This window comes from Microbacterium sp. ARD31, assembly GCF_031844425.1.
Map to the genome: position 1 here is coordinate 13981 of NZ_JAUZVE010000064.1, position 21553 is coordinate 35533.

The following is a 21553-nucleotide window of genomic DNA, read 5'->3' on the forward strand; positions in this document are numbered from 1 at the left end:
TCATTACCCGCGGCGCCGTTTGCGGCCCCAGTAGGCGCGAAGCGCAACGGTGACGATCTCGTCCTTGGTGAGGCGGTCGCCGCGGCTGGCTGCATCCTGCTTGGCCCAGTCCATCAGTTCAAGCGCGTCGTCGGGGAGACGGATCGAGACGGGCTTCTTCTGGACGTAGACGACGTTGTAGGGCCCCCGCTTCTTCTTCGCCGGCGGTGGCGTCTCCGCCTCGGCCGACTCAGGAGGCGTCGCGCTCGCCGCTGCCGGCTTCTGGCTTGCGCGAGGTGCGCGTGCGGGTGCTTCGGACGTCGCTGCCTGGTCGACGTCGCTGGTGACTTCCTCAGCGGGGGGCGCGGCCTTGCGTGCGCGGGGCTTCGCTGCAGCTGTGGGCTTCTTCGGGGCGGCCATGGTCACTGACCACCTCCTCGGTTTCCACGGCGGCGAGCGCGGCGCTCCTCGATGCGCCGCTTCTCTTCCATGCTGATGAGCTCCGCCGGCGACAGCGAGCGGGGGCGGCGAGTGCGGCCGCGCTCGGCCTGCCTCTGGTACTCGGTCGTCTTGGCCGTGCTGACGACGTTGAGGGTGACGCCGGTGATGGTGTCGCGGCTGGTGTCGAGGTTCACGTATCGGTTCTTCGACTCTTCGCGGAACCAGCCGAGGGCGTCGCCGCCGTTCTCGTGGATGCGCTTGAGCATCGTCGAGGCGTTGTACGAGTTGACCTCCATCACGCGGCCGTTGGAGAAGGTCAGGTGGGCGGTGATCTGCTTCTGCTTGTCGTGGGACTGGCCCTTGGCGGCGTTGCGGACCTGCTTGATCAGTTCGGCGTTCGCCTGCTCGCGGCCCTTCGCGGTGCGGCCCTTGGGGATGCGCATCTCGATGTACCGGTCGCCCCCGGTGGCGTATGCCACGTCGACGCGCAGCCGACCACCCTGGCGACCCTCAACGTAGGTGCCGCTGAGGTCTTCGGGGATGACGGGCTTGGCGCCGGCCTTGCCTCGCACGGGGGCGATCGAGCCGTCCTTGCGCCGGCGCCGCGGCGGGACGTGGGTGAGGCGTCCGGTGTCAGCGAGCTCCTGGAGCGCCTGGCGGTAGAGGGCGCCGCTGGTTTCGCCGTTGAGGATCTTGCGGACCATTCGAGGCGAGCGGTGCAGCTCCTCGGCGATCTCGGCCGTGCTGATGCCCTTGCGCCGCAGATCGCGGATGAGGTCTTGGGCGGTGCGCTGCTGGTCAGCCATCAGCCCTTCTCCTCTGCCTGCTCGAGCGCCTTGGCGATGCCGGCCCGCTCGGCACGTGCTTTCAGCGCGTCACGCTGCCGCAGCGTCTCCGGCGTGATGAAGGATCCGTTGAGGTAGCCCTGCAGGCGCAGGCGCCCGGTCTTGCCGTCGTCGCCGCCGCCGATGAACCGGTCCGGCAGGGACCACGCCGGCAGCTTGGTCGTGTAGATCGCATCACCCTGGATGCCGATGAGCGTCGAGGGGTCGACCGTGAGAGCACCGGAGGTGTAGCCGCCGAGGGAGCTGGGGCCGTGGAGGACGCGAGCGCGTGCGCGACCCCAGACCTGGGCGGCGAGCTCCGGGTGGTAGAAGCTTCGGGTGCGGTCGTTCGGGCGCGACGGGATGCGATAGATCCAGAGGTTGCCCTGTCGCAGCATCTTGGCCCTGTACTCGGGCGGGACGTCATCGGGCGACGCGGCGACGCGGGTCTCGTCGCGGCCCGCGGCGGCGAATGCACCGATCGAGTGCAGCATGATGTTCCGCAGCGCGGCGAGCACAGCGCGGCGCAGGTCCGGGTGCATCTCGTCCTGCAGCTGGACTCGCTCGCGGGCGCGCGTCATGCGCTCGGTGAAGGTGTCTAGAGGCTTGGCCTTGCGGAACACCACGGCCTCGTGAGGGCGGATCTCCCACCCGTGCTTGAGGGCGACGTGGATCTCGCTGCCGTCGGCCCAGGTGTCGTGCACCGCTCCGGGCCGGTTCGGATAGAACCAGCCTTCGCGAACGTCCAGGTGCTTCACACCGAGCAGGCCAACGTGGTTCCAGCCCTGAGGGACGCGGAACCGCACGTGGAAGCGGGCGCGCGCGTAGGGGTCTTGCTCGAGCAGCTCGTACGCGGCGGCCTGGTTCAGCCGGATCGCGGGGCCGATACCGAGCTCGCGCCCGACGCCGGCGAACATGAACCGGCCGTCGACGTAGGCGAACTCGCTGATCTTCTTCGTCTTGGCCGGGTCGATCAGCGGGACGCAGTCCTCGTGCTTGGCGAACGACTCCCCCGCGACCAGGTGGTCGTAGTGGTGCAGGCCCGAGGTGAAGTGGATCTCCTGGGCGATGTCGTCTTCGACCGGCACGGGGTTGATGTTCTTCGGCAGCGACAGCGCCCACAGGTTCGTTCCGGTGGCGGCAGGGCTGTTGAACAGGCGCGCGTTCTCGTCGGCGTGGCGAATGATCGACGCGGTGACGTTCCAGGCCAGACGAGCCTGGGCAGGGGTCAGCGGCCCGTCGCCGAACCACTCCTCCGCGGTGCGGACTTCGATCTTGAAGCCGGTGACCGCGTGCTCGAACCGACCGGTGGGCGGGCCGTTGTTGACCCAGTGGGCTCCGGGCTTCCAGTTCGGGGTCTGGACGTACAGCCAGTGCCGCACGCCAGGCGCAGGCTCGGGGCGCTTCCCGGTCAGCATGATGCGGTTAGCGCCGTACGAGGCAGCCGTGTCGAGCAGGTCCGTCAGGTTGGGGTTCTTGCGGCGCTCGCCGATGACGGGGCGAACGGGCGTGCCGGCGTCGGTGACGCCTTGCCCGGTGGTCTGGTCGACCCAGATCGTGGGCACGTCCTTCGGCGTCCACGGCTTGGGTCGGTAGTTCAGCTCGTCCATCTCACCCCCTCATTCGTCAGGTTATATTAGTCAAGAGTGCTTGAAAATTGCAATCAGATTTCGCAGTCGACGGGCGCTCCATGAAGGTCTGGCGGGGTCGCTAGGACGCGAGGCGGCCGCCGTAAGAGCGCCCGCGTCCGTGGTAGGACTTCTGCGCCTTCCGCAGCCCTTCCTCGGTCATCCCCAGCAGGAGGGCGATCTCTCGCTGGGTCAGCTCGGCCGCGCGCGCCTCGTCGACGACTTTGCCGCGGCGTTCGCGCAGCTCGTCCGCTTGCGCGAGCTGCTGGCCGATGCGACGGAGCTCCTCACGGATGGCGTCCGCGTCCTTGTTAGCCATGCGCCCCAGCATCCCCAACCAAGTTGGGTCTGGTTGCCGCGGCGCGCCGTAACCGCGAAAGTGGTTATATTCATCCAGCTGAGAGGAGCGCTGATGACCGGACGGCACCTCACCACGGCGGACGTCGCCGAGAAGCTCGGCGTGTCCGTCGTCGCGGTCTACAAGATGCGCTCCATCAGCAACAAGCTGCGCAGAGCCGGCCAGGAGGGTCCTCTGCTCCCCGAGCCGGTTGCCATAGAAGGCAACTCCCCGCTCTACGACGAGGCCGCGATCGACGCATTCGCGCAGGAGCGCGCGCGCAGGGCGCCCTCGCAGCGCGGCCGCCGGCCGCGACTGATGCCGGGACTGGCGCGCGATGCGGCTTTCGCGGAGCGGTTGCGGGCGGCGATCGCGGACGGGGCGGGGGCGCCCGAGGTTCCCACGCAGGCGGCTCTGATCGACCTGCTCGGCTTGAACGTCGTCACGTTCGGTGAGCGGATGCGAGGGCGCACCCGCTGGACCGACGCCGAGCTCGAGGTGATCAGGCGCACCCTCGGTGTCGACACGACGGATGCGAACGAGGTCGTAGACCGCGCTCGCGCGGCCAAGCGTCAGGCGCGCGCGGCGAGATCCCACGCGGGTTCGTAGCGGCTTCACGACATGCTCCCGCTCTCGTCGCTGGCTTGCTGGGCAGCGCAGGTTGAGAGCGTGTCCACGAGCGCACCGCGGTCGGCTTCGTCGACCGCGAGGTGCCAGGTGTCGACGATCTCCGTGTAGCGGGCGACGTAGGTGCACACGTAGTCGGCGTTCGATGGCAGCCACAGGGCTGGCCCGTGGTCGTTCTTGGCCGCATTCGTGTTGCCATCGACGGCGACGATGTTGTCGAACGAGTTGGCGAACTGAATGCGCTGCTGCTCGGTCCACGCCCACGCGCCCCCGGCGTGCGCCGCCGAAAGGCTGACGATGTGGTCGATCTGGACGCCGGAGCTTCCCGGGGCTCCAGGGGCGGCGATCCGGTCGTGCTCGAACTCAATGCGTGTGCCCGTGTACGGATCGGGGTCGAGCACGCCGGAGAGCACCGTGCAACCGTCACGGACGACGTCCTGCAGCTGGACGGCGAGGAGATCGTCTCGCTGATCGCAGCCGTTTCCCTCGATGTCGATCCAGCGCTCGCCGAACGTGGCGCGGCGATACTCGGGAATCTCCTCGGTGGGATCGATCAGCGGCAGCTCCTGCGCGACTGCGGCGAGCGCGGTGTAGTCGTAGGTCGGGTCCGGGGCGGGTGCCTGCGGGCGCGTCCATGTGTCGATCCAGGAGGTGATGCCCAGCTGGTGGGCGCCGAAGCCGAGCGCGAGAGCTGCGACCGCGGCGAGGGCTGTGCTGGCGCGGCGGGTGCGTCGGTTCATCTGCGCTCCTTTGCCTGTGCGGTGTCGGCTTGGTCGAGCAGCAGTATGGTTCGGGCGATCTGGGTGCGTGCCTCGTCGATGACCTCGAGGGTTTCGTCGTCGGCGTCGAGCTCTGAGAGTGCGTGGCTCTGGCGGCGGAGCTGGTCGCCGAGGTGGAACATGCCGGCACTGAGGAGGACCTCGGCGAGCGCGGCCGCGCGGGCGCCTTGGTGGTCGGCGCTGACGGCGAGGTCGTCGATGATCTCGATGAGGGTTGCGCGGGATCCCATCGTTGGGTCTTCTCCTGGAGTGAGCTCGCGGAGCGCTTCACGGTTGAGCAGCGTCTGGAAGAGCCTGTGCATCCGTTGGGTGAGGGGGCGGCCGTCGCGGCGGGTGCAGTTGAGCGCGAACTCGCGGAAGCTCCATCGGACGGTGACGGGTGTGCCGGTCTGGATGGTCATGGCTTCCTGGAGGCGCACGGCGATGTCGGTCATCAGTGCTCCTCGGTTCGGCCCAGGTGGGGGATCTGCTTGAGGTGGGCGCCGCGGCCGTTGCCGAGCTGGGGGGAGATCGCGCAGCTGGGCAGGTGCAGTCTCGCGTTCGGCCCGTGGCCTGCTGCCGCGTGGGGTGTGGGCTGCCGCGTTGGCCGGGTGTGCCGGGCGCCTCGCTGAGTCAGCGGGAGGGGGTTGAAGCGCAGCGACAGGGCCCAGCGATGGCCGCCGAGCGCGCGGACGACCCGCAGCCACTCTCCCTCTTTGGTGGAGTCGATGGTGAAGGTGTTCGGCTGGTCAGACATCTGCGGCTTCTTTCGGTGCGAAGGGGCTGTTCTTGGCGTCGCGGAGCATCTGCCGGGTGATCGGCTCGGTCTCCTCGAGCGAGGCGAGCGAGAAGTAGTGGCGGCGGGCGCGGGCCGCTTCGGTGCAGGTGAGCAGCTGGCGGTTGCCGTGGTTCGGGCATCCTCCCTTGCTGCGGCATCCGGCCAGGTAGCCGGCGGTGGTGCCGTGCAGGGCGGCTTCGAGGATGTCGAGCGTCTTGCTCATCAGGCGGCCTGCCGGAGTCCGAGGTCGTCACGGTCGCGGTCGATGGTGCGGACGTCGACGCCGAGCAGGTCGCTGAGCTGGGTGAGGCTGAGTCCGCGTTCGGTCCCGCGTCGGGTGGCTTCGAGGCGCTCGTCTCGGGTGAGGCGGACGTTCTGGCCGGCGAGAGCGAGCTCGATCGCGATCTCGTCGAGCAGGGGTTCCTGCCCGGCTGTGGGCGGTGCCGGGTCGGTGTCGATGTCGTCCCAGGCCAGCGGCGGCAGCCAGCCGTGCCGGCGTGCGACCGTGAGTGCGTAGGAGCGGCCGACCCGCTGCGCTCGGGTGTGGGTGGGGGGCTGCTGGTCCCAGAGCTCGTCGTAGAGCGCGGCGATGTCGTCGTGGACACGGATGTCCACGTAGGCGCCTTCGAGTGCCTTGTTGACCTTCCAGCGCGGGTAGCCGAGTCGGCGTGCGATCTCGTGGTGGTTCCATCCGATCGCGGCCAGAGCCTGGAGGCGCCGGCGGGTGCCGCGGCCGTTGACTCGGCCCTGCGCGGCGAGAGTGCTGCTGTCGGGGGTGACTGCGAGGAGTTTGCGGGCGGTGGCGCCGGTGACGAACCGTGCCGTCTCGCTGTTGAGCAGGCGACGGACCGTGGCGCCGCCGACGCCGGCGCTGATGGCGATCCGTTCGGGGATCATCCCGGTGTCGACCAGTGCCTGCAGGTGCTGCCGGATCGGCTCGATGGGTTGGTGCGCGTCCTGGTATCGCCCGTAGGCCAGGAGACGGTAGCGGTCGCGGCGGCGGCGCGCGTTGCCGTCCATGCAGGCGCGGCACCCGCAGAGGTGGACGACGTAGCAGGTGGAGGTCAGCCCGTGCTTGTGGTCCGGCGGGCAGGTGTGGGTCCGCATCTTCTCCTCCTCACAGATGGTTATATTCCCGAATATAACCCGTTCCCGAGGGTTTGGAACCCCCTCACTGCTAAGGGGTGGCCCCAGAGGCTCGAAGTCGACAATCTGAACGAGCTACAACGTTTGTTGCGGTTTCTCGCTACACTGTGCGCATGGCAGGATCAACTTTCGCTCGTCTGGGCGAGCTCGCGTCACAGCGTTGGGGCCTGGTGACCACCGCCCAGGCGCTCGAGGCTGGCGTGGCGCGCCCGACCCTGACGCGCCTCGCCAACAGCGGCGCGCTCATCCGCGTCGCGCGCGGCGTCTACCGCCTCGCCGGCGCGCCAGAGCACGAGCAGGAGGCGATCCTCGCGACCTGGCTCGCCCTCGGCGGCGCCGACCGTCCCCGCACAGACACCGGCGTCCCGCCCGTCGTCGCCGCAGGCCAGACGGCCGCGCAGCTGCATGGCATCGGCGACTGGTTCCCCGGGCCACTCGAGTTCGTCGTTCCCACCCGCCGCGGTACCCGCCTGGACGGGGTGCGGCTCCGCACCCGCGAGCTCGCGCCCACCGAGGTGGTCTCCGTCGACGGGATGCCGACCATGAGCGTCGAGCGCACGATCGCCGACCTGATCGAGCAGTGGGTCGACCGCTCCCTCGTCGCCGATGCGCTCGCCGACGCCGCGGACGCGGGAAAGCTGCTCTCCCCCGCCCGCCTGACCGAGTATCTGGAGCCGCTGGCCAAGCCCAACAAGTACCCCTCGGGTGCCGCGCTCGCGGCTGATCTGCTCGCTCTTGCGGGCGTCGACGCGGTGGTGCCGGCCGATGCCTGAGCCCGACGGCTACAAAGACTGGACGGGGCTTGCGCAGGCGATCAAGGCGGCCGCGACGAAGGCAGCCGGTGACGGCGCGAGCGCGCTGGATGTGAATGCGCAGATCGTGCAGGCACAGCACGATCGTTTCCTCAGCCGGGTCTTTGCGGAGGGGGAAGAGTCCGAGTGGCTGCTCAAGGGCGGCACGGCGATGCTCGCCCGGGTGCCGAAGTCACGGTCGACGAAAGACCTGGATCTGGCCTCGACCGGCGCCGCCGATCTGGATGCCGCGCAGCAGGCGCTCGAGCAGGCAGCCGCGCGTGATCTCGGCGACCATGTGCGGTTCCAGCTCACCCGTGCCCGTGCGACCGGGCGAGGAGAGAACCAGCCGGGTGTCGCGACCCGGCGCCTGGTGTTCACATGTCTGGACGCGAACACCGGCCGGAGGATCTCCGACATCCCCATCGACGTGGTCGTCGGCCCTCCCCCGGTCGGCCGCGTCGAGACGATCGAGCCGTCGACGCGGCTGCAGCTGGGGCGGCCGGTCCCGTCGCACCCCTACCGGCTGTTCCCGATCTCCGATCAGGTCGCGGAGAAGGTCACTGCGACGATGAGCACCTACAACGGCCGCCCCAGCAGCCGCGCGAAAGACCTGGTGGACATCGTCACCATTGCACGCACGCAGCGCGTCGACCTGCGCGAGCTGCAGATGGCCATCGACGCGAAGCGTGCACTGTCAAAGCTCGACTCGTTCACTACGTTCACGGTCCCGGACGGTTGGGACGGTCCCTACCGGGTGCTCGCGGCCGGCACGCCCTCAGCCGGCGGGATCACCGATCTGGGTGAGGCCGTGGCTCTCGCGCGTCAGCTGATCGATCCCGCGCTCGCCGACGCGCCCGTGCAACCGGGGACGGTCTGGGTCCCTGGCTCAGGCTGGACACAGAACCCTCCGCCGCCGGAGCCGGGCGGCAGCGGATCCCCTTCGGGGGAGGTCCACGTGCGCGCGCACGTGCGCTCCGGTTATCCCGTCACGGAGCACTGGCGCGCAGCGCGCGGCTCAGCCCAGGAGTGACCGCGTCAGTGCGCCGCGTCGTACGCCTCGAGGATGGACGCGGGAACCCTGCCGCGATCGCTGACCTGGTGTCCGTTCTGACTGGCCCATTCACGCACCGTGTTGAGATCGGCCCGTCCGCCCCGCGACGTCCTCGCCGGACGCCGGGTGGCTGCGCCGATGCGGCGCGCGCTCTTGGCCCAGGCCTCGAACTCGAGATCGATCTCGAGTTGCTTTCCGTCGATCGCGAAGGTCGCGGGATCGAGCCGCTCGCCAGGTCGCGCACACCACCGCGAAGGGCGGCGTCATCGCGATGACGAAGTCGCTCGCTGCGGAGGGCGCCCGCTACGGCGTCCGCGCGAACTCGATCTCGCCTGGCTTCGTCAGCACCCCGGCGACGGACAAGGCGGTGGATGCGGAGGGCAAGGCCTGGCAGGTCGGCAACGCGCTCATTCAACGCCCCGGCACGGGCGAGGACATCGCGTACATGCCGCTCTACCTGGCCTCCGACGAGTCCTCTTGGGTGACCGGACAGAACTACAGCGTCGACGGCGGCGCGACCGCCGGGTGGCGGAACGACAGCGAGACGGACCGACTGGCCGCGAAGAACGGCTGACACGCGGGTCGCGGCGCGACCGGTGACGGACGTGAGGCACGGTGTCAGCTGACACCGTGCCTCCCGTCCGTCGTGGCCACCTCGTCTAAATCGCGAGGTACCCGCCGTCGACGGCGAACTGCGCGCCGGTCGCGAAGGCGGCCGCGTCGGAACCGAGCCACGCGACCATCTCGGCGATGTCGTGCGGCGTGCCGAGTCGGCCGATCGGGTGCTTCGTCAGCAGCGCGTCCTTGAAGCCGGGGTAGGTCTCCTCCAGCGCGTCTATCATTGGCGTCTGGATCACCCCGGGCAGCACTGCGTTCACGCGGATGCCTTTGTCGGAGTACTCCACCGCGGCGGCTCGGGTGAGGCCGATGACGCCGTGCTTCGACGTGACGTAGGCGGACTGGTGGGCGATGGCGACCTGCCCGAGGGACGAGGCGGTGTTGATGATGGATCCGCCGCCCTGCGCCAGCATCTGCGGGATCTCGGCCTGCACGCCGGTTCAATATTCCGCACAGAGGAAGTTGGCCCCACGGCGTTACTGCAGTCAATCGTTCTGTTGCGCAAGCCCCCGCAGGTAAGCACGTGCGTCGTCGAGGCTGACGACATCGCCGTACTTCGCGTCGATGTCAAAGAGGCTGGCCAGGTGCGGAAGGGCTGCCCGGTCGCCGACTGCCTCTTCGACGACGATGGTGTGGAAGCCGTAGGAGCAGGCGTCAACCGCCGAGGCGCGCACGCACCCACTGGTGGTGCAGCCGACGATGATGATGGTGTCGACACCCCGTGAGATCAAGCGTGCGGCGAGATCAGTTCCGAAGAAGCAGGATGCGTACTTCTTCACCAGGGTCATCTCGTGGGGCAGCTGGCCCAGCCTGCTGTCGACCTCCACCCATTCGCTGCCCTCCACCAACAGGTGGTTGGACGGGATCTTCTTGATCCAGAGCCCCGCCTCCTGCAATTCGGTGTCGTACGCGACCGTCGAGAAGAAGATGGGGATCTCGAGTTCACGGGCGGGGACGAGTAAGGCATTGGTGGCGGCCAGCTGTGACTCCAGTTCGCCTGACAGGGGCGAACGGCTGTCCGTGAATCCGGTGATCAAGTCGACGATCAGCAGCGCCGGCTTCTCGCCGTAGCCGATCCGGCCGCCCAATCCCTTGGCCTTGAACTCGTCGCGCAGCCGTGCGTACTCATCGATCAGCTCCGTATTCGTCACGAATCGGCTCTCCTGTTCCCCGTCGACTGATAGTGCGCCGCGATGGCATCGCTCGTCGTCACCCAGACACCATCGTGAGACGTGATGTGCTCGAGGGCCCGATCAAGGTAGCGGTGGCGGAACGGCTGGCCGACGATGAACGGGTGCAACGGCAGCGACATGACGCGACCCGAGTGCTCGGAGTCTGAATAGAGCTGATCGAACTGGTCGATCACCGCTTCCAGGAACTGCGGGCCGGTATAGCTCTTACTCACGAACATCGTCACATCGTTGAGTTCTATCGTGTAGGGAACGCTGAACATCCCGTCGACGTTCAGCGGATACGGCTGATCGTCGTTCGTCCAGTCCAGGACGTAGTCATACCCCAGCTCCCGAAGGATCCGCGGCGTCTCGAACGTCTCTGTGAGCGCCGGGCCAAGCCAGCCCCGCGGCCGTACTCCGGTGGCGGAGGCGATTGTATCCGTCACGTCTTGAAGGTAGGCGCGCTCCGTGTCAGCACCCATTCCAGCTTGGAAGGTGGAATTGTCGCGGCCATGCGCGAGCCACGCCCAGCCGCGTTGCCGGCCTGCCTCGAGAATCTGGGGGTAGTGCCGACAAACGTCGGAGTTGAGAAGCACACTTGCGGGCACTCCATGTCGGTCGAGGCTCTCGATCATCCGCCACAGGCCTACCCGCGGACCGTAATCGCGCCAGCCGTAATTGAGTGGATCCGGCTGCAGCATCGCGGTACCGCCGAAGATGCTCGTGGAGGGCTTGTCGATCTGATAGTGCTCGATGTTCAGCCCGACATAGAACGCCACTCGGGCCCCATTCGGCCACGAAATCGTCGGTCGCTCCGTGATCGGGCTGTAATCGAAGCGGAAAGTGTCAAGGCGGGTGAGACAGATTCCGTCAGGCGGTCTGTATGAGGGCCTCCTGTGAGGGCTGGTTGATCCAGGCGGCCTCGGGCAGCTTGGGCGCCTGGGGTCGGCGGTGGCCGAAGCGCTCGGGACGGGCGGCGTAGGCCGCGTCCAGGGTGGCCTGGCGCTGGGCGCGGACCTGCCCGGCGGTGCCGAAGTGGACGCTGGCGGGGGTGTGCAGCCCGATCCCGCAGTGGCGGTGCTCGTGGTTGTAGTAGGCGAAGAACTGCTCGGCGAACGCGCCGGCGTCGGCCAGGGACCCGAAGCGCTCGGGGAAGACCGGGGCGTACTTCAGCGTCTTGAACGCCGCCTCGCTGTAAGGGTTGTCGTTCGACACGTGCGGGCGGGAGTGCGACCTGGCCACCCCGAGGTCGACGAGCAGCTGAGCGACCGGTTTGGAGGTCATCGAGGTCCCGCGGTCGGCGTGGATCGCCTCCGGCACGCCATGGATGCCCATGGCGTGCTCGAGCAGGTTCTTGGCGATCTCGGCGTCCTCGCGGGCCGCGATGGTCCAGCCCACGACGAACCTGGAGAAGATGTCGAGCACGACGTACAGGTCGTAGTACACGCCCCGCTCCGGCCCCTTGAGCTTTGTGATGTCCCAACTCCACACCTGCCCCGGCGCCGTCGCGACGAGCTCGGGCCGGGTCCGGGGCGGGTGGCTCGCCTGCCGGCGCCGTTCCCCGGCCATGTCGTGCTCGCGCAGGATCCGGTGCATCGTGGACATCGAGCACAGGTAGGTGCCCTCGTCCAGCAGCGTGGCCCAGACCTGGGCGACCGACTTGTCCGCGAACCGCTGGCTGGTCAACACGGCCAGCACGTGGGCCCGCTCGGCGGCGGACAGCTTGTTCGCCGGTGCCGGCCGCGGTGTCCGTGGACGTGGCGGTGGCGGGTTCTTGGCCCGGTAGTGACTGGCGCGGGAGCGACCCAGCAGCGCGCACGCAGCCGCGGTGCCGACGTGCTCGGCCAGCCCGTCGACGGCCGGGTTGATCACCGCGGCGACCGCGGCGGCTTGTCCGCGCTCTCGGAGAGCGTCTCCAAGAGCGCGTGTGCTTTTCCCATCAGGTCCAGCGCCGCCCTGGTCTTGGCCAGCTCGGCCTCGGCCTTCTCCGCCCGGGCCCGTAGCGCCTGCAGCTCCCGCTCGCGCCGGTCCCGCGGCTTGCTGCCCAGCCCGGACAGCGAGCCGGCGGCCGCGGCCTTGCGCCACTCGATGATGTGGGAGGTGTACAGGCCCTCCCGGCGCAGGATCTCCCCACGCCCAGAGCGGTCCGCGGCGTCGTACTCGGCCAGGATCGCCGCTTTGAACTCGGCGGTGAACGTCCGCCTCTTGGGCCGGTCAGCACGAGGAGCCATAGCCCCATCATCGGTGCCGACGTCAGCAACCGTCATCGTCATCTCAGTATTGGTCCGTTCTCGCCCCGTGCAGTGCGAAGGTCAGCAGTGCTGGTGTCTCACCCCATCCTGACGCACAGGGCTCGAGCGGGAGCGCTTGTTCAGTCGCGCGTGGATCTTCGTGGGTCACGAATCAGAGATCCCTCAGCCCGGCGACTACGTGGTGCGGCGAGTGCTCGACGACTCGTTCATCGTGGTGCGCGACGAGAGTGGCTCCGTCAAGGCGATGTTCAACATGTGCCTGCACCGAGGAATGCAGGTGTGCCGGGCGGAAATGGGCAACGCCTCGCACTTCCGCTGCCCGTATCACGGCTGGTCGTACCGCAACGACGGACGAATCGTGGGGCTGCCGTTCCACGAAGAGGCGTACGGTGGCGAGGCTGGCTTCAATCGCAAGGGAGCCCGCCTGCTTCCGGCGCCGAGCCTCGACAGCTACAACGGGTTGATCTTCATCAGCATGGATCCGGATGCGCCACCGCTGATCGACTACCTCGGCGATTTCGCTTTCTATCTCGACTACTACACGAAGCAGAGCTCCTCGGGCATCGAGCTCCGCGGCCCGCAGCGCTGGCGGGTGAAGGCGAACTGGAAGATCGGCGCAGAGAACTTCGCCGGCGACATGTACCACACGCCACAGACCCACACCTCGGTGGTCGAGATCGGCCTCTTCCGCGAACCGAAGGCGGAGAAGCGTAAAGACGGCAACACGTACTGGGCGGGCAACGGCGGAGGCACGACCTACAAGCTTCCGGAGGGAACGCTCGAGGAGCGGCTGCGCTACGTGGGCTACCCCGACGAGATGATCGACCGGATGAAGGAGGTCTGGTCCCAGGACCAGCTCAATGTGATCGGCGAGAACGGCTTCATGATCTCGGCGGCCTCGATCTTCCCGAACATGAGCTTCGTGCACAACTGGCCGAAGGTGGAAGACGGCGACGACGTGCTCCCGTTCATCTCGATCCGTACCTGGCAGCCGATCAGCGAGAACGAGACCGAGGTGCTTTCCTGGTTCGCCGTCGACGCAGCGGCACCGGAGGAGTTCAAGGCTCTGTCGTACAAGGCGTACCTGATGTGCTTCGGCAGCACGGGGATGTTCGAGCAGGACGATGTGGAGAACTGGGTGTCCCTTACGAACACCGCGAAAGGGAATATGGCGCGGCGCTTGCTGCTGAACAGCCGGATGGGCGTGCTGAAAGACGGCAGATTCGTCGTGGAGCCGCTCGGACCGGACGCGTTCTCTGGCCCGGGCGTGGCCCACGTCGGTTACGGAGAGTACAACCAGCGGCATCTGCTCGAGCGCTGGGCGGACTACCTCGAGACGGAGCCGACCGCGCTGATCATCTCGTCGGTGGGGATGCCGGAGGGGCTGTCATGACCGAGGCGCGCTGGGTTCGACTGAAAGAGTCGCCGCTCGGAGCACATACGACCAAAGCCACGCGGGTGGGGAGTTCGTTGTCGTTCTCGGACGGCCTGCATCTGGAGACGCACAGGTGGCTCGTCGAAGAGGCATACATCCTCGACGAGCAGCGGTACGAGGACTGGCTCGACCTCATCGCCGACGATGTGCACTACATCATGCCCGTGCAGGTCACTACCGCGCTCGGCGCCGGGTACTCGACGTCTCCGGGCATGGCGCATTGGGACGAGAACAAGTACTCCCTGAGCCGGCGGGTCGCCCGCTTCCTCACGGAACACGCCTGGACAGAGGATCCGCCCTCCCGGCTCCGTCACTTCGTCACGAACGTGCGCACCTTCGAGAGCGACGTCCCGGGCGAGGTCGTCGTCGATTCTGCGGTGCTTCTTTTCCGCAGTCGCGGCGACGTGCACGAGCCCGCGGTGATCTCGGCCGGCCGCGAAGACGTTCTGCGACGTGTCGGCGGCGGGTTGCAGCTCGCACGCCGAACCATCACGGTCGACGAGTCGGTCTTGCGCACACAGAATCTGGCGATCTTCCTATGAAACTCGAATGGGAAGGCGAAGAGGACGACCGCATCGCGGCCATCGCAGCAGCAGACGAACGTCAGCGGCTCGAAGACCAGCGGGTAGGGGCTCCGATCTCGATCGCCAATGAGTTCTCGGAGATCCGGGTATCTCGCGTGGAGACACGCAACGGCTCCCGGCTCCTGATCGAGTCGCCGCGATCCGGGCAGTGGGTCGCTCTCGATCCGCTCGAGCTCGAGGCGCTGACCTGGCAGACTACGGCGACGTTCTCCGCCATGATCGCCCAACCGTTCGCACCGATGTTCCCTGAGATAACGCCTGAAGAAGCAGGAGAGGAGTGACACATGCCTGTCGTGAAAGCGGATCTCGGGCTCTGTCAGGGCTACGCCAACTGCATCATGGCCGCGGGAGACTATTTCGATCTCGATGACGACGGCGTCGTGATCCTGCTCAGAACAGAGGTCGACGAGGCCGACCGGAAACGGGTCACCGAGGCGGCGAACAGCTGCCCGGTTTCCGCGCTCCGGGTGGAAGACGAATGACGACAGCGATTGTCGGTGCGTCGATCGCGGGGGTACGGGCCGCGCAGGCGCTTCGGGCAGAGGGGTATCGCGGAGACGTTGTGCTCATCGGCTCCGAGCCCGTGCTGCCCTACGACAAGCCGCCGCTGTCGAAGGGATACCTCGTCGGTGCAGGTGCAGCCGAGGTCACGCTCCTCACGGCGGCGGAGGCGCTCGAGCTTAACATCGACCTTCGTCTCGGTGTGCCGGCGGTAGGTCTGGACCGTGCGTTGTCGGAGCTCCGGCTGGCGAATGGACGGCGGGTCGGCTTCGATGACCTCGTGGTGGCGACCGGCGTCCGCGCGCGGCCGTCGCCGTGGGGTGAAGGCGAGGGAATCCATGTGCTGCGGACACTCGACGACGCAGACCGGCTGCGCGCCGAGCTAGTTCCCGATCGCAGGATCATCGTCATCGGAGCGGGCTTCATCGGCGCCGAGGTCGCCGCGACCGCTCTTGGGCTCGGAGTCGATGTCACCCTGGTCTCGGCGACACGCGACCTGATGTCACGCCGGCTCGGTGACGAGATTGGCGCCCTCTTCTCGCAGAAGCACTCCCGGCATGGCGTACATGCGGTTCTCGGACGGACGGTCGCGCAGATCGACGGTGCGAAGGGAGACTTCCGCGTGCTCCTGGATGACGGTTCCGAGCTCCACGGTGATGTCGTCGTCATCGGCATCGGGGCAGTGCCGAACGTCGAATGGCTCGAGGACTCAGGGCTCGAGATCGACGACGGTCTCGTCTGCGACGAATTCCTCACGGCACTAGGCGCCCCGGAAATCCATGCGATCGGCGATGTTGCGCGGTGGCGGCATCCGGTTCGCGGCGATCTCACCCGTCTTGAGCACTGGACGAATGCGGTCGACCAGGCGCGCTGTGTCGCGCACAACATCGCTCATCCCGACGACCGACGCTCATATCTGCCTGTCGAGTATGTCTGGAGTGACCAGTTCAACTGGAAGCTGCACATCGTCGGTCGCACGACGGCAGTCAACCCCGAGATGGTGACGGACCCTCGAACACCCGACCGGATCGCGTCTCTGTACTCTCAGAATGGTCTGTCATTCGACGGGGCAGTGGTACTGAATTGGCCCCGCGCTCTCGTCGAAGTCCGCCGGTCCATCGCAGCGGGATCGTCGCTTTCCGACGTTCGTGTACGACTGGGCCGGCTGCTCGAATCGGCGTCCGGATAGACCTGGACGGGATCGCCTTGCCCTTGATGGCGGCCCTGAGGGCCGGCAGGAACGATACAGTTTCTGTTGTGCAGAGAAATAGAGCAGCCGACGGAGTCGATGCGGCTCCGCAATACCGATCGAGTCGGTCGACAATGCCCTGAAACTCCTGCTCCTGCTCGGTGAGAAGAACGAACTTCGACTGACGGACGCCAGCAAGCACCTGGGTGTCGCGACCTCAACGGCGCATCGCATCCTCGCGATGCTTCAATGGCGAGGATTCGTGCGGCAAGACCCGCGAACGAAGACATACGGGCCAGGGCCGTCGTTGACCACGATCGCCTTCTCGGTGCTGAGAAAGATGGACATCCCGCAGATCGTGCAACCGATCCTCGAGGAACTCAGCCACCAAGCCGGCGAGACGGTTCACCTCGGCACGCTCGACGGCAACTCCACTCGCTTTCTCGCAGTCTCGGAACCGACGACGGCGGTGCGAGTCGCTTCACGGTTGGGCAAGGAGATGCCGGCCCATTGCACCTCCACGGGAAAGGTTCTCCTGGCGCAGCTCCCGCGAGAACAATTGGACCGTCTCTACCCCGACGAGCAACTCTCACAGGTGACTCCGCAGTCGATCCGTACCAAGACCGAGCTCCTCGCACAACTGGATCTTGTCGCGAAGCAGGGCTATGCAACGAACCGGGAGGAGAGCGAGGAGGGCGTGGCCTCGGTGGCCGTGGCCGTTCCCTCGGCGAGCGGGCTGCGGTTGGCGATCAACGCATCTGCCCCGGTGTTCCGCTTGCCTCCCCGCAAGGTGAAGACCCTCGTCGCACTCCTCGATGAGGCAGCCGTACGTCTGGCCGACCTGACCTCCTGAAGGCTCGTCGTCTCTTTCCCCTGCGACCTGGTGCAGGGGTCGTTCGGCGCGTTCTGAAGAGAGCTCGAGCCATGCTGGACTGTTGGCGCCGCGCAAGCTATTGTGTCTTCTAGTTAGCAACAAGTTCTGCTCAGCAGATAAATATGCGAAGAGGATGATCAATGCAGATCGTACTGGTGCACGGCGGATGGGTAGGCGGCTGGGCGTGGGACGGCGTCGCCGACGAATTGCGCAGAATGGGGCACGAGGTGATCGCGCCGACGCTGCGCGGTCTCGAAGACGGTGACGTGGACCGCTCCGGCGTCACGATGAGCATGATGGCGCGCGATCTGATCGATCAGGTAAGAGAGCTCACCCAGCTCGACATCGTGCTCGTCGGTCATAGCGGCGGAGGTCCGCTCATCCAACTCGTCGCTGAGGCGATGCCCGAGCGCATCGGCCGGGTCGTCTTCGTCGACGCCTGGGTGCTGCGCGACGGCGAGACCATTAACGACGTGCTCCCCGATCCGTTGGTCGCAGCGATGAAGGCGCTTGCGAGTCAGTCCGACGACAACACCATCGTCATGCCGCCTGAGCTCTGGGCCGCGACTATGCAGGACATGTCCCCGTTCGAGCAGCAGCAGCTCGCCGCGCTCGAGCCGAGGCTCGTCCCAACGCCGGCAGGCTGGTCCAATGAGCCGATCCGCCTCGACCGGTTCTGGGCGAGCAGCATCCCGTCAAGTTATGTGTTCCTCGCTCAGGACCAGACCGTTCCCGCTGAGATCTACCAGGCCGCGGCCGGGCGGCTTGATAGTCCGCGCACGATCGAGATCGACGGAAGCCATTTGGTGATGCTCACGCATCCGGAGAGGCTCGCACGGGCCCTCGACGCCGTCATTGCCTAACAGGCCTGGGGAAGCTATGGATTCGATTTCACGCCCAGACGACGTCGCGCCGATCTCGTACACCGAACTGGCGCCGTCGGGTGCGCCTGCTCGGTGGATCGTCCTCGTGCACGGGGGTGGTGCCTCGAACGAGTACTATCTCGAGACGCCCGACGGCCGACAGGGCTGGGCGGCACGATTGGTATCGCTTGGCTACGGTGTGCTGGTGGTGGACTGGCTGGGGTTGTCCTATGAGGCGGCCCAACACGTCGATGATCGTGCGGCGTCTGCGCGGCTGGACTATGAGAGCGTGTGCCGAGGGATGGGCGTGTTCCTCTCTGGTCTCGGCCGGAACGTCGTGCTGGTCGTGCACTCGATGGCAGGTCCGATTGGCTTCCGCCTCCTAGAGACGCATGGCGATCTCATCGACGGGCTCGTAGCCGTCGCTCCGGGCCCGCCTGGAAATATACAGGCGGTGCCCGAGATCGTGAGGGAGTCCGACCAGGAGGTCTCCATCCGTGGAGCGGCCATCGACTGGACCATCCCGAAGATGGGTTTCTGGGAACCCACAAGCGCCTTCGTGAACGACAAGGCCATCGGACCCAGCCGGCGGTTCCCCCGCGAGTGCATCGAGGTGTTCCGCCGCACCCTTCGGCCGATCCCGGCCCGGATGCTTTATCAGCGTCAGAACATCGGTGGGAGCCAAATGAGGATCGGGCCGACCGACGCGTTCACGAACAAGCCGATTCTCGTCTTCACGGGTGGAGCCGATACCGACCACCCCTCGCAGCTGGATCAGGACATCGTGGCCTGGCTCACCGATCAGGGCGCCGCCGTCACCTTCTGGTCGTCCGAACTGCCTCTTCTCGCTGGGAACGGCCACATGCTGATGGTCGAAGACAATAGCGACGAGCTCGCTGACGAGATCGCGCGGTGGATCACGGCGCTCTGACTCGCCACCGTATCGTCCCGGCCATTATTTCAGCCGACCCGACGTCCCCAACAGCGGAGGAGAACGCCAGTCGTTTCCTTCGTGTCACTCGAGGGAACGCTGTGCCAGCTCGTTGCCGACTACGACTTGGTCGATCGGGCCCTTGCTCGAACTCCTCATTTCATACGTCTGGCGATGGACTCAAGGGAGATGTTCGCCGACGGCCGCGTGCAACTCCAGGTCATCGGTGGACAGCTGAGGCGTCTGCCACGACGCATCGAGACGATCGGTTCGCAGCTCGAACGGAACGTTCGGGCTGAGCATAAGGATGTTCCGAGACCTCCAGGAACGCGGATGGATCGGTTCGTTGGTCGGGGAGCTGACGACCACCCTGGTTGGCGTGGCGCTTATCGTCGCTGCGGTGCTACTTTCGGTCTCGGGGGGTGGCCCCCAGCTCGCCCCGACGTCGCACTCCTACCGTTCCTAGGGGCGGGGTGGTCGGCCTCGCGGGCAGGCTCCTCGTGCTGAGGCCGCTGCGCACCTCCTTGATGCGCACCACGCTGATCGCCGGATCCTGGCAAACTATCCCGCGACGCGAATTCGCAGGGGGTGTCGGCGCGACTTTCGATCGACGTACAGTGCCGTCCGTTAACAAACGATCGGTTCGTGCGACCGAACTGTCGAACGCCTGTGCATCGCTGCGGCGAGTTCCTCATGGCGCAGTACCTGGGTTTCGCTTCCGGAAGAAGATTTCACGAACCCCAGCGACACGGTGTTGCGGTGACGTTCGACGAAAGAGAAGAAGGATGGCCCGGCGAATCCCAATCGCGCGAAGTCTCGCCTTCGAAATGACAGAAGCGCTCCTGTGCTCGCGCGTCGGTTACTTCGCACCTTCTAGGTGTGACGTTATCAATTAGGGTGATGACGACCGGTGACGGGTACCGGTACCTGCTGAACTCTGTCGTGTCCGGTGACGGCGACCGCGACGCCTCGTCTGTGTTGACGCGGTATTACGCGGAGGCCGGGACTCCTGGCTCGATGTAGCGCCGAGGGGGTCGCTACTGGTCGGTTCCGACGTTGTGTTCAACCCAGTCGCGCAGATGCTTCAACGGGGCGGCTGCGCTGTGTCCGAGGTCAGTAAGTTCGTACTCCACGCGAGCGGGAACCTCGGGGTAGACGGTGCGAGTGAGCAGGCCGTGGTCTTCCGGAAAGTGTCAAGGCGGGTGAGACAGATTCCGTCAGGCGGTCTGTATGAGGGCCTCCTGTGAGGGCTGGTTGATCCAGGCGGCCTCGGGCAGCTTGGGCGCCTGGGGTCGGCGGTGGCCGAAGCGCTCGGGACGGGCGGCGTAGGCCGCGTCCAGGGTGGCCTGGCGCTGGGCGCGGACCTGCCCGGCGGTGCCGAAGTGGACGCTGGCGGGGGTGTGCAGCCCGATCCCGCAGTGGCGGTGCTCGTGGTTGTAGTAGGCGAAGAACTGCTCGGCGAACGCGCCGGCGTCGGCCAGGGACCCGAAGCGCTCGGGGAAGACCGGGGCGTACTTCAGCGTCTTGAACGCCGCCTCGCTGTAAGGGTTGTCGTTCGACACGTGCGGGCGGGAGTGCGACCTGGCCACCCCGAGGTCGACGAGCAGCTGAGCGACCGGTTTGGAGGTCATCGAGGTCCCGCGGTCGGCGTGGATCGCCTCCGGCACGCCATGGATGCCCATGGCGTGCTCGAGCAGGTTCTTGGCGATCTCGGCGTCCTCGCGGGCCGCGATGGTCCAGCCCACGACGAACCTGGAGAAGATGTCGAGCACGACGTACAGGTCGTAGTACACGCCCCGCTCCGGCCCCTTGAGCTTTGTGATGTCCCAACTCCACACCTGCCCCGGCGCCGTCGCGACGAGCTCGGGCCGGGTCCGGGGCGGGTGGCTCGCCTGCCGGCGCCGTTCCCCGGCCATGTCGTGCTCGCGCAGGATCCGGTGCATCGTGGACATCGAGCACAGGTAGGTGCCCTCGTCCAGCAGCGTGGCCCAGACCTGGGCGACCGACTTGTCCGCGAACCGCTGGCTGGTCAACACGGCCAGCACGTGGGCCCGCTCGGCGGCGGACAGCTTGTTCGCCGGTGCCGGCCGCGGTGTCCGTGGACGTGGCGGTGGCGGGTTCTTGGCCCGGTAGTGACTGGCGCGGGAGCGACCCAGCAGCGCGCACGCAGCCGCGGTGCCGACGTGCTCGGCCAGCCCGTCGACGGCCGGGTTGATCACCGCGGCGACCGCGGCGGCTTGTCCGCGCTCTCGGAGAGCGTCTCCAAGAGCGCGTGTGCTTTTCCCATCAGGTCCAGCGCCGCCCTGGTCTTGGCCAGCTCGGCCTCGGCCTTCTCCGCCCGGGCCCGTAGCGCCTGCAGCTCCCGCTCGCGCCGGTCCCGCGGCTTGCTGCCCAGCCCGGACAGCGAGCCGGCGGCCGCGGCCTTGCGCCACTCGATGATGTGGGAGGTGTACAGGCCCTCCCGGCGCAGGATCTCCCCACGCCCAGAGCGGTCCGCGGCGTCGTACTCGGCCAGGATCGCCGCTTTGAACTCGGCGGTGAACGTCCGCCTCTTGGGCCGGTCAGCACGAGGAGCCATAGCCCCATCATCGGTGCCGACGTCAGCAACCGTCATCGTCATCTCAGTATTGGTCCGTTCTCGCCCCGTGCAGTGCGAAGGTCAGCAGTGCTGGTGTCTCACCCCATCCTGACGCACAGGGGGCGGCTGGACGATCTCACCGAGTGGGCGCATGGTTTCACCGGCCGGGCCCAGTCGTTCCCCGGCTACCGGG

General features: G+C 67.1%; 28 protein-coding genes and 1 pseudogene. 13 read left to right on the forward strand and 16 right to left on the reverse strand.

From position 1 onward, the window contains the following. Positions 1-3: 3 nt before the first annotated feature. The 4 genes from Q9S36_RS46510 to Q9S36_RS46525 all read right to left on the reverse strand — a co-directional run bounded on the left by Q9S36_RS46510 (position 4) and on the right by Q9S36_RS46525 (position 3191). On the reverse strand, positions 4-405 hold the full coding sequence (locus tag Q9S36_RS46510) for a hypothetical protein (RefSeq protein WP_005050751.1): 402 nt from the start codon (positions 403-405) through the stop codon (positions 4-6). After that, the gene (locus Q9S36_RS46515; protein ID WP_047801722.1) at positions 402-1226 is read right to left on the reverse strand and encodes a hypothetical protein; all 825 of its coding nucleotides are present in this window, start codon (positions 1224-1226) and stop codon (positions 402-404) included. Before Q9S36_RS46515 ends, Q9S36_RS46510 begins: the two co-directional genes overlap by 4 nt. Next, positions 1226-2854, reverse strand: a complete 1629-nt coding sequence (locus tag Q9S36_RS46520) for a hypothetical protein (protein ID WP_005050756.1) — start codon at positions 2852-2854, stop codon at positions 1226-1228. Before Q9S36_RS46520 ends, Q9S36_RS46515 begins: the two co-directional genes overlap by 1 nt. A gap of 100 nt (positions 2855-2954) precedes the next feature. After that, entirely contained in the window at positions 2955-3191 is a 237-nt protein-coding gene (locus Q9S36_RS46525; protein ID WP_043340519.1) for a hypothetical protein, read from the reverse strand. Positions 3192-3284: 93 nt separating this feature from the next. Here Q9S36_RS46525 and Q9S36_RS46530 point away from each other — a divergent pair, with 93 nt between their 5' ends. Continuing rightward, entirely contained in the window at positions 3285-3818 is a 534-nt protein-coding gene (locus Q9S36_RS46530; RefSeq protein WP_005050761.1) for an AlpA family transcriptional regulator, read from the forward strand. Between the two features lie 5 nt (positions 3819-3823). Here Q9S36_RS46530 and Q9S36_RS46535 read toward each other — a convergent pair whose 3' ends face one another. From Q9S36_RS46535 to Q9S36_RS46555, 5 genes are read right to left on the reverse strand one after another with little or no spacing between them, the layout of a single operon-like run. Then, positions 3824-4576, reverse strand: a complete 753-nt coding sequence (locus tag Q9S36_RS46535; protein WP_005050763.1) for an HNH endonuclease family protein — start codon at positions 4574-4576, stop codon at positions 3824-3826. Continuing rightward, positions 4573-5049, reverse strand: a complete 477-nt coding sequence (locus Q9S36_RS46540; RefSeq protein WP_005050765.1) for a hypothetical protein — start codon at positions 5047-5049, stop codon at positions 4573-4575. Before Q9S36_RS46540 ends, Q9S36_RS46535 begins: the two co-directional genes overlap by 4 nt. Beyond that, positions 5049-5351 (reverse strand): hypothetical protein, encoded by a 303-nt coding sequence (locus Q9S36_RS46545; protein WP_005050767.1) that lies wholly within the window; start codon positions 5349-5351, stop codon positions 5049-5051. The genes Q9S36_RS46540 and Q9S36_RS46545 overlap by 1 nt, the downstream gene beginning before the upstream one ends. Beyond that, positions 5344-5595 (reverse strand): hypothetical protein, encoded by a 252-nt coding sequence (locus Q9S36_RS46550; protein ID WP_005050769.1) that lies wholly within the window; start codon positions 5593-5595, stop codon positions 5344-5346. The genes Q9S36_RS46545 and Q9S36_RS46550 overlap by 8 nt, the downstream gene beginning before the upstream one ends. Then, positions 5595-6479: a hypothetical protein gene (locus Q9S36_RS46555; RefSeq protein WP_005050771.1), complete on the reverse strand. Its 885-nt coding sequence runs from the start codon at positions 6477-6479 to the stop codon at positions 5595-5597. Before Q9S36_RS46555 ends, Q9S36_RS46550 begins: the two co-directional genes overlap by 1 nt. A gap of 152 nt (positions 6480-6631) precedes the next feature. On the opposite strand from Q9S36_RS46555, the gene Q9S36_RS46560 reads away from it, so the two are divergent. Beyond that, entirely contained in the window at positions 6632-7291 is a 660-nt protein-coding gene (locus Q9S36_RS46560) for a type IV toxin-antitoxin system AbiEi family antitoxin domain-containing protein (RefSeq protein ID WP_005050774.1), read from the forward strand. Beyond that, a complete protein-coding gene (locus Q9S36_RS46565) occupies positions 7284-8342 on the forward strand; it encodes a nucleotidyl transferase AbiEii/AbiGii toxin family protein (RefSeq protein ID WP_005050776.1) in 1059 nt (352 codons plus the stop codon). The genes Q9S36_RS46560 and Q9S36_RS46565 overlap by 8 nt, the downstream gene beginning before the upstream one ends. A 5-nt stretch (positions 8343-8347) precedes the next feature. On the opposite strand, the gene Q9S36_RS46570 is transcribed toward Q9S36_RS46565, so the two are convergent. Continuing rightward, on the reverse strand, positions 8348-8566 hold the full coding sequence (locus Q9S36_RS46570; RefSeq protein ID WP_082157160.1) for a histone-like nucleoid-structuring protein Lsr2: 219 nt from the start codon (positions 8564-8566) through the stop codon (positions 8348-8350). Here Q9S36_RS46570 and Q9S36_RS46575 point away from each other — a divergent pair. Further along, a complete protein-coding gene (locus Q9S36_RS46575) occupies positions 8494-8937 on the forward strand; it encodes an SDR family NAD(P)-dependent oxidoreductase (protein ID WP_082157159.1) in 444 nt (147 codons plus the stop codon). The two genes, Q9S36_RS46570 and Q9S36_RS46575, sit on opposite strands and share 73 nt — an antisense overlap. Positions 8938-9022: 85 nt before the next feature. On the opposite strand, the gene Q9S36_RS46580 is transcribed toward Q9S36_RS46575, so the two are convergent. From Q9S36_RS46580 to Q9S36_RS46595, 4 genes are all read right to left on the reverse strand, one after another. Further along, positions 9023-9415, reverse strand: a complete 393-nt coding sequence (locus Q9S36_RS46580) for an SDR family oxidoreductase (protein WP_005050794.1) — start codon at positions 9413-9415, stop codon at positions 9023-9025. A gap of 51 nt (positions 9416-9466) precedes the next feature. After that, positions 9467-10132: an N-carbamoylsarcosine amidohydrolase gene (locus Q9S36_RS46585; protein ID WP_005050795.1), complete on the reverse strand. Its 666-nt coding sequence runs from the start codon at positions 10130-10132 to the stop codon at positions 9467-9469. Beyond that, positions 10129-10932, reverse strand: coding sequence for a polysaccharide deacetylase family protein (locus Q9S36_RS46590; protein ID WP_203225534.1), 804 nt, complete (start codon positions 10930-10932; stop codon positions 10129-10131). The genes Q9S36_RS46585 and Q9S36_RS46590 overlap by 4 nt, the downstream gene beginning before the upstream one ends. 91 nt (positions 10933-11023) lie before the next feature. After that, positions 11024-12420, reverse strand: a protein-coding gene (locus Q9S36_RS46595; RefSeq protein WP_370428832.1) for an IS3 family transposase whose coding sequence is annotated in 2 segments (ribosomal slippage) — positions 11024-12084 and positions 12084-12420 — 1398 coding nt in all. Because the reading frame shifts where the segments join, the coding sequence is not laid out codon by codon here. Between the two features lie 124 nt (positions 12421-12544). On the opposite strand from Q9S36_RS46595, the gene Q9S36_RS46600 reads away from it, so the two are divergent. The 9 genes and pseudogenes from Q9S36_RS46600 to Q9S36_RS46640 all read left to right on the forward strand — a co-directional run bounded on the left by Q9S36_RS46600 (position 12545) and on the right by Q9S36_RS46640 (position 18782). Next, a complete protein-coding gene (locus Q9S36_RS46600) occupies positions 12545-13798 on the forward strand; it encodes an aromatic ring-hydroxylating dioxygenase subunit alpha (protein ID WP_005054956.1) in 1254 nt (417 codons plus the stop codon). Continuing rightward, positions 13795-14382 (forward strand): 3-phenylpropionate/cinnamic acid dioxygenase subunit beta, encoded by a 588-nt coding sequence (locus Q9S36_RS46605; protein WP_005054954.1) that lies wholly within the window; start codon positions 13795-13797, stop codon positions 14380-14382. Before Q9S36_RS46600 ends, Q9S36_RS46605 begins: the two co-directional genes overlap by 4 nt. Beyond that, complete coding sequence (locus tag Q9S36_RS46610; RefSeq protein WP_005054953.1) at positions 14379-14705, forward strand: hypothetical protein; 327 nt, start codon at positions 14379-14381, stop codon at positions 14703-14705. Before Q9S36_RS46605 ends, Q9S36_RS46610 begins: the two co-directional genes overlap by 4 nt. Before the next feature lie 3 nt (positions 14706-14708). Continuing rightward, positions 14709-14906: a ferredoxin gene (locus Q9S36_RS46615; RefSeq protein ID WP_005054951.1), complete on the forward strand. Its 198-nt coding sequence runs from the start codon at positions 14709-14711 to the stop codon at positions 14904-14906. Further along, a complete protein-coding gene (locus Q9S36_RS46620; protein ID WP_005054949.1) occupies positions 14903-16114 on the forward strand; it encodes an NAD(P)/FAD-dependent oxidoreductase in 1212 nt (403 codons plus the stop codon). The genes Q9S36_RS46615 and Q9S36_RS46620 overlap by 4 nt, the downstream gene beginning before the upstream one ends. Positions 16115-16232: 118 nt before the next feature. Continuing rightward, positions 16233-16379, forward strand: a pseudogene (locus Q9S36_RS46625) (helix-turn-helix domain-containing protein); the annotation flags it as partial. Positions 16380-16421: 42 nt separating this feature from the next. Further along, positions 16422-16967 carry an IclR family transcriptional regulator gene (locus tag Q9S36_RS46630; RefSeq protein WP_223159176.1) on the forward strand — a complete coding sequence of 182 codons (546 nt, stop codon included), beginning with the start codon at positions 16422-16424 and terminating at the stop codon, positions 16965-16967. Positions 16968-17128: 161 nt separating this feature from the next. Continuing rightward, positions 17129-17851 carry an alpha/beta hydrolase gene (locus Q9S36_RS46635; RefSeq protein WP_311291549.1) on the forward strand — a complete coding sequence of 241 codons (723 nt, stop codon included), beginning with the start codon at positions 17129-17131 and terminating at the stop codon, positions 17849-17851. 16 nt (positions 17852-17867) lie between these two features. Next, the gene (locus tag Q9S36_RS46640; RefSeq protein ID WP_311291550.1) at positions 17868-18782 is read left to right on the forward strand and encodes an alpha/beta fold hydrolase; all 915 of its coding nucleotides are present in this window, start codon (positions 17868-17870) and stop codon (positions 18780-18782) included. Between the two features lie 1037 nt (positions 18783-19819). Here Q9S36_RS46640 and Q9S36_RS46645 read toward each other — a convergent pair. Beyond that, entirely contained in the window at positions 19820-19915 is a 96-nt protein-coding gene (locus Q9S36_RS46645) for a hypothetical protein (RefSeq protein WP_370651862.1), read from the reverse strand. Positions 19916-19999: 84 nt separating this feature from the next. Then, a protein-coding gene (locus Q9S36_RS46650) for an IS3 family transposase (protein ID WP_370428832.1) occupies positions 20000-21396 on the reverse strand; the annotation gives its coding sequence in 2 pieces (ribosomal slippage) (positions 20000-21060 and positions 21060-21396; 1398 coding nt in all). Positions 21397-21553 lie beyond the last annotated feature (157 nt).

Excerpts from the sequence above, each read along its gene's own strand:
- Q9S36_RS46515 (WP_047801722.1), bottom strand. The coding sequence starts at position 1,226 with ATGGCTGACCAGCAGCGCACCGCCCAAGACCTCATCCGCGATCTGCGG.
- Q9S36_RS46520 (WP_005050756.1), bottom strand. The coding sequence starts at position 2,854 with ATGGACGAGCTGAACTACCGACCCAAGCCGTGGACGCCGAAGGACGTG.
- Q9S36_RS46525 (WP_043340519.1), bottom strand. The coding sequence starts at position 3,191 with ATGGCTAACAAGGACGCGGACGCCATCCGTGAGGAGCTCCGTCGCATC.
- Q9S36_RS46530 (WP_005050761.1), top strand. The coding sequence starts at position 3,285 with ATGACCGGACGGCACCTCACCACGGCGGACGTCGCCGAGAAGCTCGGC.
- Q9S36_RS46535 (WP_005050763.1), bottom strand. The coding sequence starts at position 4,576 with ATGAACCGACGCACCCGCCGCGCCAGCACAGCCCTCGCCGCGGTCGCA.
- Q9S36_RS46540 (WP_005050765.1), bottom strand. The coding sequence starts at position 5,049 with ATGACCGACATCGCCGTGCGCCTCCAGGAAGCCATGACCATCCAGACC.
- Q9S36_RS46545 (WP_005050767.1), bottom strand. The coding sequence starts at position 5,351 with ATGTCTGACCAGCCGAACACCTTCACCATCGACTCCACCAAAGAGGGA.
- Q9S36_RS46550 (WP_005050769.1), bottom strand. The coding sequence starts at position 5,595 with ATGAGCAAGACGCTCGACATCCTCGAAGCCGCCCTGCACGGCACCACC.
- Q9S36_RS46555 (WP_005050771.1), bottom strand. The coding sequence starts at position 6,479 with ATGCGGACCCACACCTGCCCGCCGGACCACAAGCACGGGCTGACCTCC.
- Q9S36_RS46560 (WP_005050774.1), top strand. The coding sequence starts at position 6,632 with ATGGCAGGATCAACTTTCGCTCGTCTGGGCGAGCTCGCGTCACAGCGT.
- Q9S36_RS46565 (WP_005050776.1), top strand. The coding sequence starts at position 7,284 with ATGCCTGAGCCCGACGGCTACAAAGACTGGACGGGGCTTGCGCAGGCG.
- Q9S36_RS46605 (WP_005054954.1), top strand. The coding sequence starts at position 13,795 with ATGACCGAGGCGCGCTGGGTTCGACTGAAAGAGTCGCCGCTCGGAGCA.
- Q9S36_RS46610 (WP_005054953.1), top strand. The coding sequence starts at position 14,379 with ATGAAACTCGAATGGGAAGGCGAAGAGGACGACCGCATCGCGGCCATC.
- Q9S36_RS46615 (WP_005054951.1), top strand. The coding sequence starts at position 14,709 with ATGCCTGTCGTGAAAGCGGATCTCGGGCTCTGTCAGGGCTACGCCAAC.
- Q9S36_RS46620 (WP_005054949.1), top strand. The coding sequence starts at position 14,903 with ATGACGACAGCGATTGTCGGTGCGTCGATCGCGGGGGTACGGGCCGCG.
- Q9S36_RS46635 (WP_311291549.1), top strand. The coding sequence starts at position 17,129 with ATGCAGATCGTACTGGTGCACGGCGGATGGGTAGGCGGCTGGGCGTGG.
- Q9S36_RS46640 (WP_311291550.1), top strand. The coding sequence starts at position 17,868 with ATGGATTCGATTTCACGCCCAGACGACGTCGCGCCGATCTCGTACACC.